Here is a 12524-nt window from a genome sequence, read left to right as displayed (position 1 = left end):
GATGCCCTCCGGTTTTGTGGTCGTGCCGCATGGGGGCGCCTGGCGTTGAGCGGGGCGATGCAGTGAGGAAGGGGGATCAGCATGCGGCCCTCCTGTTCAGTTGTTGCAGGTTTTCCACCCGCGGGAAGAGCGGTTCGAGGTAGGGGTCGTGGCTGACGAAGACCAGGGTCGAGCCCTGCTTGTCGCACTCCTCGAACAACAGCTTGATGAAGGCGGCCCGGTTGTCGGTATCGAGGGCCGAGGTGGGCTCGTCGGCGATCACCAGCGGCGGTGAGCCGATCAGCGCGCGGGCGGCGGCCACCCGTTGCTGCTGGCCGATGCTGAGGGCATGGACGGGTCTGTGCAGCGCCTCCTCGGGCAGTTGCAATTCCCGCAGCAGGCGGCGCGCCTCGTCGGCCGGGCTGCCCTGCAGCCGGGCCCGCTTCTCGGGGGAGAAGGTGAGGGCGCTGGTGACGTTGTCCTGCACGGATAAAAACGGCAGCAGGTTGAACTGCTGGAAGATGTAACCCAGATTGGCCGCCCGGAAGTGGTCACGGGCACGGCCAGAGAGCCGGGCCAGCGGCTGGCCCAGCACCTCCAGGGTGCCGTGGTTGGCGGTCTGGATCCCGGCCAGCAGGCCGAGCAGGGTCGACTTGCCGGAGCCCGACGGTCCCTTGATGAACACCCGCTCTCCCTTGCTGATGGTGAGGGCAGGCAGATCGAGTACAACCTCGTGACCCGGCCAGGCAAAGGCCAGATCGCGGATCTCAACCACGGCATTTTTCATGGCGTTACCAGCTCAGTTTGTTGGCGGAGGGGGTCAGCTCGGCTGCGGTCTGGCCGCTGGGCAGTATGCCTTGCACGCTCAACTTCTCCAGGCTCGGATAGACGCTGAACAGGGTGGCCTCCAGCCCGGTCAGCTTGGCCGGGGTAGCGCAGGTGTAGGTGTACATGGCGCCCATGTCGGCGTGACCGGCATGGTCGTGCTGGTGTTCGTCGTGCTTGCCGTCAGACTTCTGGTGGTCATGGTCATGGTCATGGTCATGGTCGTGATCTTCCTTGGCGGCCTGCAGCTCTTGCTGGGTCAGCTTGCAGCCGGCGGCCGGGTCGAAGCGAAACAGGGTATCGGGTTGCTTGAGTTGAGCCATGGCCTTGGCGTATTGCACCTTCTCCTCGTCGCTCTTGGCGGCGTGCTCGAAGCCCACCAGATCGGCGGCGGGAGCCTGCAGCTCGATCATCAGCTGGTTGCCATCGAGCACCAGATTGAGGTGACCGTGGCCGTGCTCGTGGGCGCCGTGGCCGTGACTGTCGTGTTCATCGTGGTTTGCCTGCACGCCAAACGCGGCGGCCGCCAGTAACAGGGTGACTGCTTTCATCGTTAATCCTTTGAAAAATTTATTGAAAAATGGATTTAGCCGGATAAGCGATGAAACAGTGGCGGCGCGCGAATGCGGCACTGGCCTGACGGGGTAGCATGAGGTGTGGGCAAAGCGGCATCAACGAGCGTGCCGATGACCACTTGTGAAGACGGGATGACCAGGGTTGGGGTGAGTGCCAGCTTGCCATCCAGATGCAGGGCGCAGAGGACGCAGGCGTGGTTGTGGCCGGGCAGGTCGGCTTCCAGCGGATGTTGTGCCAGCACCGGTTGCAGCCACAACCAGCCCAGCAGCAGCAACCAGATTTTCAGCTTGGTACGACCCATAGACCCCTATCAAAGGGGCGCCATCAGCGCCCCTTCTCTCTGACTTAGAGATGGGACTTGATGAGCCCCATCACGGTAGCGATATTGTTGGCATCGAGCTGGCCATCTTTGGCAAACAGCACCTTGCCCTCTTTGTCCAGCAGGATGATGGCCGAGCTTTCCGGCGCCAGATCCCAGGCGTTGCGGGCCATGCCCTTGGCATCCAGTACCATGGCGGACCAGGGGAATTCCTTCTTGCTGTCTTCGGCACTGCTCTTCACAAAGCCGGAGGTGCCCCAGATGGCGTCATTGCTGTTGATGATGGTGACGGTCTGGTACTTGTCGTGGGACAGCTTGGCCGCCTTGATCGCTTCGATCATGGGGGCGTTGAGCTCCTTGGCGCTGGAACGACCGGCGATGTGCTGGATCAGAAAGACCTTGCCGGCCAGCACCTTGCTTTGCCAGGGCTGATAGCTGATCTCTTTCTCTTTCAGAACCAGTTCACCCTTGTCGTTGATGTTGACCAGCGGCACCTGGGCCGACTCCTTGATGTTGTGAGCCAGGGCCAAGGTTGGCAGCAGCGCCAGAGTAAGTACGAGATGTTTCATCCTGATGACACTCCTTTTGTTATGTTATAACGATTTTTGCATTGAGGGAATGGGGCAGTACTCATCCTAAACTGATCGGATCTGTTTAAGAAGTGTTAAATAAACGTGTGATTGGCCCGCTTGCCTGCCCGCCAGCACGGGGCCTGGCTGGCAAAGGCGGCTAGAATGGCACGCAGTCGATAAAAATCAATTGCTTATCAACTGGTTTGAGGAGTCTGGCTGCGGCCTGCAGCCAGACTGGGGGTGGGGGATAGGCCTCAGTAGAGCGGTTCGCTTACCAGGGGGATCTTGGCCATGGTCATCTGCTGGGCCAGCAAGGGCGAGCCGGTCAGCAGAATGTGGCGCTGGTTGCCGATCACCACGGTATCCCCTTTCAGGCCACTGTCGGCGGTGATGGCGAGCCAGGCCGGCGAGACGCTGCCGATGCTGATGTTCGGGTAGATGATGCTGAGCATGTACTGGGGGGCCAGCTCGGCCAGCAGGCTGGCCATCAGTAGCGCCTTCTCGTCGCTGTCTGCCTTGTTGCTCTGCAAGGCTTGCAGCGGCGGCGCGAAGTGGTCCATCTGCTCGGGTGGGGTGGGAATGCCGCTCAGCCACTCCTGCAGCAGGCCGACGCTGGTGGCCAGATCCTTGGCCAGGAACTGTTTCGCCAATGGCCTCAGGTCGCCCTTGAACTGGTAGAACAACTGCGAATAGTTGGGACGCACGCAGGGCAGCTTGCGATTGGCGGGATGGACGCAGGGCACCACCCGCATCTGATAAAAGGCATCGTCCTGATATTGCTGATAGGCCTGCCAGAACAGGGTCGACTCCATGCTGTCATCGTGCAGAGTGAAGGCCTGCTCCAGATTGCGAAACTTGGTGGCGGTCTCCGGGCTGGTCTGATTGATCAGGTTGATGCTGTTGTAGAGCCGCGGGCTGATGTAGGAGTAGAGGGTCTCCAGCGGATAGTTGAGGGAGGCATCGAGCAGACTCATCTCGTGGCGGCTGGCGGAGATGACCCGCTCATCCGTGTTCAGCAGCAGATGCTTCTGCTGGCCGTCGGCCGATTGCCACTGCCAGCTCAGGGTGACCTCGTTGGCCCCGGCCATGGACGCGAACACTAGACTCAACAACAGACCTTGTGCCAGTTTCATGATGTGCATCCTGCTCGGGGTGATAATAAACAACTAGGTGAGCCGGCCGATTTTGGATGAGTCTGGCATTTGTGATTTTGATAACAGGTTGATCGGGCTTTTAATTTAATTCTGGAAATAAGTCATGCAGGAAACCGTCATGAAGCGAATCACACCGTTGTTGCTGCTGTTGGCCACCTTGCCGGCCGCGGCGGGGCAGGTCATCGTCAACCAGGGGATGTCCAGCGCCGATACCTTTGCCCTGCGGGACAAGTTGGCGCGGGAGCATGAGTGGCAGGAGTGGCTGCGTTTCCAGCAGGCCATCAAGTGGCTGGAGGTGCTGCCGGTGAATTGCGAGCTGATGAGCGATCAGGATGGCAGCTATCGCTGCGGAGGAGACTACTATCGGTCCTATCGGCAGGATGGGCGCGACATCTATATCCAGGGGGATCCTGCCGGTGTGACGCCGGGTCAGCGCCCGCAACAGCCCATAAAAAAGGTTCATCGCGTCTTTCCGGGGAAGGCGGCCTTGATTTTCAGGAAAAAGTATTCTGAGTCCCGAAACCCATAGGCCATGCGTTTTATCACCTTGATTCGATTATTCACCCCCTCCAACTGGCTGGTGTGCATTGGAAAGAGGGCGCTCGCTAAGATGCCTCGGATGTAACGCCGGAGGTTTCTGGCAAAATCCTTCAAGGGTGCCAGACCACTTTCCCTGGCGTGCCGCGTCCAGCCCCTCCACCGTCGCCAGCCTTCCCGGATGTCGGGGGCGTACCAAATTTCCTTCAAGGCATCCTTGAGTACATAGGCTGTGGCCAAGGGCTGATTGGCGGCCAGTAGTTCCTGCAATTGCACCTCTTGCCCTTCCTTGAGGTTCTCCCGATTGCGCAGCAGCAGCCAACGCGCTTGCTTGACCACCTTGCGAGCTGGCTTGTCATGCTGCAATGCGTTGGCCTGATCCACCCGGATACGGTCTATCACCTTCCGACCGTAGCCCGCCACGACATGGAACAAGTCATAAACCACCTCGGCTTGCGGACAGTGCTCTTTCACCTCCAGATCGAAGGCGGAGTTCATGTCCATGGCAACGGCTTCAATCTGTTGGCATTGTTCGCCCAACAGCTTGAAAAAGGGGCGAATGGCCTCCCGGCTATTACCGTGGCCCACCCACAACACACGAGTCCGTTCAGCATCCATGATCACAGTGGCATAACGATGGCCTTTATGCAGGGCGAACTCGTCCATCACCAGCCGTCGCACAGCGCCAGGTTCAAAGGTGCCAACACTGGCTTGGAGTCGGCGTATGTCGATGGTCTTGATGGTATGCCAATGCAGTCCGGTGAGCAGGTTGACATGACTGATGGGCATCAACTCAAGCAAGGCCTCAACCCAGCTCTGCAATCGTTGTGTGATGCGTGAACTGGGAGGCAACCACGCGATATGTTCAGACACCCGGCCGCAGTGCAGGCAGTCAACGCGACGGATGGGGACTTGCAGGCGAACCCGCAGTTCAAACAGATCGCGGTCACGGACTAGGCGGGTGCGACGATCGTGGACCAATGGGCAGGGCTGATGACACTTGCCACAAAGAGGCAGGTGGTTAGAACGAGGTTCAAGAGCGAAAGTAATTTGTGTGGCACAGCGGCTATGGACAGAAACGTCGTAGCCTGGCCAGAACGAGGCAAAATTAATATCATGCATAGTGACAGCAGGGTGAAGGAACCGGTTTGTTTGGCGACTACCAGTTTACCCGATCCCTGTCTGTCAACTTACCTTTCCCCACGCTTGCGCGAAGAACCATAAAAAAGGCGCCCTGAGGCGCCTTTTTCACGAGAGATACGCTTATTTGGCAGCGTAACGCTCGGCAGAGCTGATGATCTCGGCTTCGGCAGCGGCCTTGTCGCCCCAGCCTTCAACCTTGACCCACTTGCCTGCTTCCAGCTCTTTGTAGCGCTCGAAGAAGTGCTGGATCTGGGCGCGCAGCAGCTCGGGCAGGTCGTTCACATCCTTGATGTGATCGTACTGTTTGGTCAGCTTGGAGTGCGGAACGGCCACGATCTTGGCATCTTCACCGGATTCGTCGGTCATCTTCAGCACGCCAACCGGGCGGCAGCGAATGACGGAGCCAGCCAGCAGCGGGTAGGGAGTCGGCACCAGCACGTCGACCGGATCACCATCCAGAGACAGGGTAGCGTTCACGTAACCGTAGTTGCACGGGTAGAACATCGGGGTAGACATGAAGCGATCAACGAAGATGGCACCGCTGTCCTTGTCGACTTCGTATTTGATCGGGTCGGCATTCTGCGGGATTTCGATGATGACGTAGATGTCGTCGGGCAGGCTCTTGCCAGCCGGGACCAGGTTCAGGCTCATGACGTTTCCTTTGAGTGTTGGAGTCAAGTTTGCAGGCCGATATTATAGCGATGTCGCGTCAAATGACCATATTTCAGGGCCACTGCGACAGAGTTGGTGGATACCGCACAGCTTGGGTCTGCCAAATTGCCGTCACCTTGCTAGAATGCGCACTTCCCTTTACTGGAAAAGGCAGCGGTATGCACATTCACATCCTCGGGATCTGCGGCACCTTCATGGGTGGTCTGGCGGTATTGGCAAAACAGCTTGGTTACCGGGTGACCGGTTCGGATGCCAACGTCTATCCCCCCATGAGTACTCAGCTCGAGCAACAGGGCATCGAACTGACCGAAGGTTATGACCCTTCCCAGCTTGATCCGGCGCCGGATCTGGTGGTAGTCGGCAATGCCATGAGCCGCGGCAACCCCTGTGTGGAGTATGTGCTGGACCGCAATCTGCCCTACATCTCCGGCCCCCAGTGGCTGCTGGAGCACGTGCTGCAGGATCGCTGGGTGCTGGCCGTCGCTGGCACCCACGGCAAGACCACCACCGCCAGCATGCTGGCCTGGGTGCTCGAATACGCCAAGCTGGAGCCCGGTTTCCTCATCGGCGGCGTGCCCGGCAACTTCCCGGTCTCCGCCCGTCTCGGCTCCGCCCCCTTCTTCGTCATTGAGGCGGACGAGTATGACTGCGCCTTCTTCGACAAGCGCTCCAAGTTCGTCCACTACCACCCGCGCACTCTGGTGATGAACAACCTGGAGTTCGACCATGCGGATATCTTCCCGGATCTCGCCGCCATCCAGCGCCAGTTCCACCACCTGATGCGCACCGTGCCGAGCAACGGTCGGGTGCTCTTCCCCAAGGGGGATGAGAACCTCGCCGCCGTGCGCAAGATGGGCTGCTGGAGCGAAGTGGAGCTGGTGGGTCAGGACGACGCCCAGTGGAAGGCGGTCAAGCTGGCCGACGACGGCTCTGCCTTCGAGGTGTGGCTGGACGGCGCGAAGCAGGGCGAAGTGCACTGGGAGTGCATCGGCGAGCACAACGTCAACAACGGCCTGATGGCCATTGCCGCCGCCCGCCATGCCGGCGTGATGGTGGAGCACGGCATTGCGGCCCTCTGCCGGTTCAAGTCCCCCAAGAGGCGGATGGAGCTCAAAGGCGAGGTAGCCGGCATCAGCGTCTATGACGACTTCGCCCATCACCCCACCGCCATCGAGACCACCCTCGGCGGACTGCGCGCCAAGGTGGGCAAGGCCCGTATCCTGGCAGTGCTGGAGCCCCGCTCCAACACCATGAAGCTGGGGGTCCACAAGGAGGAGCTGGCCGGCTGCTTCGATGGCGCCGACGAGGTGTTCTTCTTCCAGCCGCCCAACATCGGCTGGGATCTTGGCGAGGTGACCGCCCACATGACCCGACCGGCCAAGGTGTTCAACGATCTGGAAACCCTGATCAACCGGCTGGTGGCCGAGTGCCGCGATGGCGATCATATTCTGATCATGAGCAACGGTGGCTTCGGCGGCATTCATGACAAGCTGATCGCCCGCCTCAAGGACTATCACGGCCAGCTATGAACAAAGCGATCACCTTGGCGCTGACCGGCGCCTCCGGCGCCCCTTATGCCATGCGCTTGCTGGAATGCCTGGTGCAGGCGGATTATCGGGTCTACCTGCTCGCCTCCTCGGCGGCTCGTGTGGTGCTCAAGACCGAGCAGCAGCAGGAGTGGCCCGGCTCGCCGAAAGAGCTCTCTGCCTATCTCTGTCGTCAATATGGCGCCAGCGAGGGGCAGATAGTGGCCTGCGGCAAGGAGGAGTGGTTCTCGCCGGTGGCTTCCGGTTCGGCGGCACCCAGACAGATGGTGGTCTGCCCCTGCTCCATGGGGACCGTCTCGGCCATTGCCAACGGCACCTCCGACAACCTGCTGGAGCGGGCGGCGGACGTGGTGATCAAGGAGCGCGGCCAGCTCATTCTGGTGCCCCGCGAGAGCCCCTTCTCGGCGATCCACCTGGAGAACATGCTGAAGCTGGCGCGGCTCGGGGTGACCATCATGCCGGCGGCGCCGGGCTTCTATCATGAGCCAAAGAGCATCGCGGATCTGGTGGACTTCATGGTGGCGAGGATCCTCGACCATCTGGGGATCGAGCACGATCTGACTCGCCGCTGGGGCTACGCCAAAGGGTGAGCTGAGAGATAGCGGACAAACAAAAGCGGCGCCGACCTGAACAGTTCGGCGCCGCTTTATTTTGACGGAGCGGGTTAGGCTGCCTGGATCGGGGCCGTCACGTACTTGAACAGAAAATCGGTCACTTCTTCCCGGTCCGGGCGTTGTGGCTGATTGATCATCTGCATCATGACGTAACCAAAACCGGTCAGGGAGCGGGCCAAGTCCTGGGCGGACAGCACGCTCTGGATCTCGCCGGCATCCATGGCGCGTTGCAGGTGGGGTGCAATGCGCTCCAGAGCCTTGTCCAGCAGCTTGGCGTAACGGGGCCAGACCTCTTCCCGCACCGATGAGCTCCACTCCAGCCAGATGCTGGCGTGGTCAGGCTGATCGTAGGCGGCGTCTACAAACAGCTTCACGTGGCGGCGAATGCTGTCGCTGACCGGGCCCTGGCCGGTGTAGGCCTGTTCCAGCATCTGATGCACGAAACGTTCGATCTCGGCCAACACTTCATCCACCAGCTCTTCACGGGTGTTGAAATAGTTGAACACGGTAGCAACCGAGACCTTGGCCTGTTCTGCGATTTCGGCATGACCCGCACGGCCAATGCCGCGACGGGAGAACACCTCGATGGCACATTCCATCAATTGATTGCGTCGGGCCTCCGGCGAAAGCCGGGTTCGACGTCTTATTTCTGCGCGTGGTTCCATAGTTTTTTCATCTAATAGTTATTGATTATGGTGTTTATAGTATTGTCACCGATAATGCCCGAGGGCCTGCTAACTCTATCAATTAAAATAAGCCGATAAAAGCATCACGTATGCCTGACGCCCTTCGGCTTGAATGGTAGAATCATCGGTTTTGACGTTAATGAACGGCCAAATTCGCTTTGGCCATTATGGAGTAAGTGATGAAACACACTGTCGAGGTGATGATCTCCGAGGCTGAAGTCGCCGCCCGGATCGCCAAATTGGGTGAAGAGATCACCGCCCGTTATCAGGGCTCTGACGAAGTGGTCATGATCGGCCTGCTGCGTGGTTCCTGCATCTTCCTGGCCGACCTGTGCCGCCAGACCCAGCTGCCCATCACCCTGGATTTTATGACCGCCTCCAGCTATGGCTCCGGCATGCACAGCACCCGTGACGTGCGCATCCTCAAAGATCTGGATGACGACATCAAAGGGAAGGACGTGGTGATCGTCGAAGACATCATCGATACCGGCTACACCCTCAACAAGGTGCGCGAGATCCTCTCTCTGCGCGAGCCGAAATCCCTGGCCATCTGCACCCTGCTGGACAAGCCGTCCCGCCGCGAAGTGCAGGTGCCGGTAGACTGGATCGGTTTCTCCATTCCCGATGAATTCGTGGTGGGCTGCGGCATCGACTATGCCCAGAAGTACCGCAATCTGAAGTTCATCGGCAAGGTAGTACCGCAAGAGTAAGCAAGGTTCAGGAATATCACGGGCGAGGTGGCAGAGCGCCATTTTCTGTCTGCAGGCGGCCTTGGCCGCCTTTTCTGTCTCGAGATGGGATGCGCCATCACAGGGGTTGCAATGAACGCACTGGAAATCAGCGGCCTGAAAAAGACCTATCAGGGGGGCGTCGAAGCCCTTAAAGGCATCGATCTCACCGTCAAGCAGGGGGATTTCTTCGCGCTGCTCGGCCCCAACGGGGCGGGCAAGTCCACCACCATCGGCATCATCAGCTCGCTGGTGAACAAGAGCGCCGGCAAGGTGAAGGTGTTCGGTTACGACATCGACACTCACCTGGAAGAGGCCAAGGCCCAGCTCGGTCTGGTGCCGCAGGAGTTCAACTTCAGCCAGTTCGAGAAGGTGATCCAGATAGTCACCCATCAGGCCGGCTTCTATGGCGTGCCGCGTGCCGAGGCCAAGATCCGTGCCGAGAAGTATCTGCGCCAGCTCGACCTGTGGGACAAGCGCGACATGCCGGCCCGCACTCTCTCCGGTGGCATGAAGCGCCGGCTGATGATCGCCCGCGCCCTGATGCACGAACCCAGGCTGTTGATCCTCGACGAACCGACCGCCGGGGTGGACATCGAAATCCGCCGTTCCATGTGGAGTTTCCTCAAGGATCTCAACGAGCAGGGTGTCACCATCATCCTCACCACCCACTATCTGGAAGAGGCCGAGATGCTGTGCCGCAACATCGGCATCATCGACAAGGGCCGCCTGATCGAGAACACCAGCATGAAGAATCTGCTGGGCAAGCTGGGCCGCGAGACCTTCATGCTGGATCTGGCGCCGGGCTCCGCCGTGCCGAACGTGCCCGAGTTCAACGGCCGTATGCAGGACGAACGCACCCTGGAGGTGGATCTGGACAAGAGCCAGTCGCTCAACAGCCTGTTCGAGCAGCTGTCGAGCCAGCAGGTGCAGGTATTGAGCATGCGCAACAAGGCCAACCGGCTGGAAGAGCTGTTCGTCACCCTGGTCGAGGAGGGGAGAAAAGCATGAACCTGACCACTTACTACATCGCCTTCAAGAGCATTCTGGCCAAGGAGATCAGCCGCTTCACCCGGATCTGGATCCAGACCCTGGTGCCGCCCGCCATCACCATGAGCCTCTACTTCGTCATCTTCGGCAACCTGATCGGTTCGCGTATCGGTAATATGGGCGGCTTCACCTACATGGAGTTCATCGTACCCGGCCTCATCATGATGTCGGTGATCACCAATTCCTACTCCAACGTCGCCTCCTCCTTCTTCAGCGCCAAGTTCCAGCGCAACGTCGAGGAGCTGCTGGTGGCGCCGGTGCCCAACTACGTCATCATCGCCGGCTACGTGGGCGGCGGCGTGGCGCGTGGACTCTGCGTCGGTCTCATCGTCACCCTGGTGTCGCTGTTCTTCGTGCCGCTGCAGATCCACCACCTGTTCAGCGTCTGCTTCACCGTGCTGCTGACCGCCATCCTCTTCTCGCTGGGCGGCCTCATCAACGCGGTGTTTGCCAAGACCTTCGACGATATCAGCATCATCCCCACCTTCGTGCTGACGCCGCTCACCTATCTCGGCGGGGTGTTCTACTCCATCAGCCTGCTGCCACCCTTCTGGCAGGGGGTCTCCCAGGTGAACCCGATCATCTACATGGTGAACGCGTTCCGTTACGGCTTTCTCGGGATCTCCGACGTGCCGCTCGGCACCGCCTATCTCATCATCATCGGCTTCATCGTGGCTCTCTACGGTCTGGCCTGGTGGCTCATCTCCCGCGGCACCGGGCTGCGCCACTGATAGAATGCAACGGGCACCCTGGGGTGCCCGTTTTTTTGTTGCCTCTTTTCCCTCTCCTGCGCTGGCCCCATCTCGCACAGGGTAAATAACCATCCTATTATCAAGGTTTTATCCGGCACCTTGTGATCCACCGCAATTTTCAGATTACCCCCAAAGGTATAATTCCCGCGGTTGGAAGGTCTGCGCAATGGAGGCCCTCCGTCTCTTCTTTTTCTCACCAGGGCAGGATCGCCTATGTCACTGATCACCGAGTTGCCAGCCATTTTCGACAGTTTTTCAGATGCCCGCCGTCAGGGCTTTCTGGCCGTGATGGCACTTAAGGAGCGACAGATCCCCCTGGTCGGCACCTACTGCACCTTCATGCCGCAGGAGGTGGCGATGGCTGCCGGCGCCGTGGTGGTATCGCTCTGCTCCACCAGCGACGAGACCATCGAGGAGGCCGAGAAAGACTTGCCCCGCAACCTCTGCCCGCTGATCAAGAGCAGCTACGGTTTCGGCAAGACCGACAAGTGCCCCTACTTCTACTTCTCCGATCTGGTGGTGGGGGAAACCACCTGCGACGGCAAGAAGAAGATGTACGAGTACATGGCCGAGTTCAAACCGGTGCACGTGATGCAGCTGCCCAACCGCGCCGATGACGAGGCCTCCCGTACCCTGTGGCGCAGCGAGATCGTCCGCTTCAAGGCGTTGCTGGAGCAGCAGTTTGGCCAACCCATCAGCGAGCAGGCGCTGCGCGACGCCATCGTGCTGAAGAACCGCGAGCGCCGCGCGCTGGCCGACTTCTACCGGCTGGGCCAGCTCAATCCGCCGGCCCTGAGCGGCACCGACATCCTCAAGGTGGTCTATGGCGCCACCTTCCGCTTCGACAAGGAGCAGCTCATCAGCGAGCTGCAGGAGATGACCCGCCGCATCAAGGCCGAGTACGCCGACGGCAAACGGCTCGATGCCCGCCCGCGCATCCTCATCACTGGCTGCCCCATCGGCGGCGCCGCTGACAAGGTGGTGCGTCTCATCGAGGAGCATGGCGGCTGGGTGGTAGGCTACGAGAACTGCACCGGCGCCAAGGCGACCGAGCAGTGCGTCAGCGAGGAGGGCGACTTGTTCGATGCGTTGACCGACAAGTATCTGGCCATCGGCTGCTCCTGCATCTCCCCCAACCATCAGCGCATGAATCTGCTGAGCCAGATGGTGGAGGAGTATCAGGCGGACGGGGTGATCGACGTGATCCTGCAGGCCTGTCACACCTATGCGGTGGAGTCGCTGGCCATCAAGCGCAACGTACGCGATCGCCACGGCATTCCCTACATGGCGGTGGAGACCGACTACTCCAGCGCCGACAAGGGACAACTGGCCACCCGGCTGGCGGCCTTTATCGAAATGCTGTGAGGAGG

Annotated in this window: 14 protein-coding genes and 1 pseudogene; 7 read left to right on the top strand and 8 right to left on the bottom strand. The window is 59.9% G+C overall.

Features of this window, described 5'->3' with window-relative positions:
- Nucleotides 1-76: 76 nt before the first annotated feature.
- The 5 genes from C2U40_RS17845 to C2U40_RS17825 form a co-directional block, all read right to left on the bottom strand.
- Nucleotides 77-766: an ABC transporter ATP-binding protein gene (locus C2U40_RS17845; RefSeq protein WP_101616995.1), complete on the bottom strand. Its 690-nt coding sequence runs from the start codon at nucleotides 764-766 to the stop codon at nucleotides 77-79.
- Between the two features lie 4 nt (nucleotides 767-770).
- Entirely contained in the window at nucleotides 771-1355 is a 585-nt protein-coding gene (locus C2U40_RS17840) for a DUF2796 domain-containing protein (RefSeq protein ID WP_103828182.1), read from the bottom strand.
- Nucleotides 1356-1390: 35 nt separating this feature from the next.
- Nucleotides 1391-1681, bottom strand: a complete 291-nt coding sequence (locus C2U40_RS17835; RefSeq protein WP_077096929.1) for a hypothetical protein — start codon at nucleotides 1679-1681, stop codon at nucleotides 1391-1393.
- Nucleotides 1682-1725: 44 nt separating this feature from the next.
- Nucleotides 1726-2268: a YtfJ family protein gene (locus C2U40_RS17830; RefSeq protein WP_103828183.1), complete on the bottom strand. Its 543-nt coding sequence runs from the start codon at nucleotides 2266-2268 to the stop codon at nucleotides 1726-1728.
- 257 nt (nucleotides 2269-2525) lie between these two features.
- Nucleotides 2526-3404, bottom strand: a complete 879-nt coding sequence (locus C2U40_RS17825) for a hypothetical protein (protein ID WP_024945756.1) — start codon at nucleotides 3402-3404, stop codon at nucleotides 2526-2528.
- Nucleotides 3405-3528: 124 nt separating this feature from the next.
- Here C2U40_RS17825 and C2U40_RS17815 point away from each other — a divergent pair.
- Nucleotides 3529-3882 (top strand): annotated as a pseudogene (locus C2U40_RS17815) (hypothetical protein); the annotation flags it as partial.
- A 2-nt stretch (nucleotides 3883-3884) separates the two neighbouring features.
- Here C2U40_RS17815 and C2U40_RS17810 read toward each other — a convergent pair.
- Nucleotides 3885-5084, bottom strand: a complete 1200-nt coding sequence (locus C2U40_RS17810) for an ISL3 family transposase (protein WP_158656423.1) — start codon at nucleotides 5082-5084, stop codon at nucleotides 3885-3887.
- A 141-nt stretch (nucleotides 5085-5225) separates the two neighbouring features.
- Complete coding sequence (ppa, locus tag C2U40_RS17805) at nucleotides 5226-5756, bottom strand: inorganic diphosphatase (protein WP_011707292.1); 531 nt, start codon at nucleotides 5754-5756, stop codon at nucleotides 5226-5228.
- 179 nt (nucleotides 5757-5935) lie between these two features.
- Between ppa and mpl the strand changes: the two genes are divergently transcribed.
- Nucleotides 5936-7306 (top strand): UDP-N-acetylmuramate:L-alanyl-gamma-D-glutamyl-meso-diaminopimelate ligase, encoded by a 1371-nt coding sequence (gene mpl, locus C2U40_RS17800; RefSeq protein WP_103829055.1) that lies wholly within the window; start codon nucleotides 5936-5938, stop codon nucleotides 7304-7306.
- Nucleotides 7303-7914 (top strand): flavin prenyltransferase UbiX, encoded by a 612-nt coding sequence (locus tag C2U40_RS17795; RefSeq protein WP_103829054.1) that lies wholly within the window; start codon nucleotides 7303-7305, stop codon nucleotides 7912-7914. Before mpl ends, C2U40_RS17795 begins: the two co-directional genes overlap by 4 nt.
- A 74-nt stretch (nucleotides 7915-7988) precedes the next feature.
- On the opposite strand, the gene C2U40_RS17790 is transcribed toward C2U40_RS17795, so the two are convergent.
- The gene (locus tag C2U40_RS17790) at nucleotides 7989-8603 is read right to left on the bottom strand and encodes a TetR/AcrR family transcriptional regulator (RefSeq protein WP_011707289.1); all 615 of its coding nucleotides are present in this window, start codon (nucleotides 8601-8603) and stop codon (nucleotides 7989-7991) included.
- Nucleotides 8604-8803: 200 nt separating this feature from the next.
- On the opposite strand from C2U40_RS17790, the gene hpt reads away from it, so the two are divergent.
- The 4 genes from hpt (at nucleotide 8804) to C2U40_RS17770 (ending at nucleotide 12519) form a co-directional block, all read left to right on the top strand.
- Complete coding sequence (hpt, locus tag C2U40_RS17785; protein ID WP_011707288.1) at nucleotides 8804-9334, top strand: hypoxanthine phosphoribosyltransferase; 531 nt, start codon at nucleotides 8804-8806, stop codon at nucleotides 9332-9334.
- Between the two features lie 111 nt (nucleotides 9335-9445).
- Nucleotides 9446-10363 (top strand): ABC transporter ATP-binding protein, encoded by a 918-nt coding sequence (locus C2U40_RS17780; protein WP_016351893.1) that lies wholly within the window; start codon nucleotides 9446-9448, stop codon nucleotides 10361-10363.
- Entirely contained in the window at nucleotides 10360-11133 is a 774-nt protein-coding gene (locus C2U40_RS17775; RefSeq protein ID WP_103829053.1) for an ABC transporter permease, read from the top strand. Before C2U40_RS17780 ends, C2U40_RS17775 begins: the two co-directional genes overlap by 4 nt.
- A gap of 234 nt (nucleotides 11134-11367) precedes the next feature.
- Entirely contained in the window at nucleotides 11368-12519 is a 1152-nt protein-coding gene (locus C2U40_RS17770; RefSeq protein ID WP_103829052.1) for a double-cubane-cluster-containing anaerobic reductase, read from the top strand.
- Nucleotides 12520-12524: the final 5 nt, after the last annotated feature.

Origin of the sequence: Aeromonas sp. ASNIH4, assembly GCF_002934425.1 — a bacterium.
Taxonomy (GTDB): domain Bacteria; phylum Pseudomonadota; class Gammaproteobacteria; order Enterobacterales; family Aeromonadaceae; genus Aeromonas; species Aeromonas hydrophila.
The sequence above is the reverse complement of the archived record's forward strand: the minus strand, read 5'-3'. Positions and strand labels throughout refer to the sequence as shown.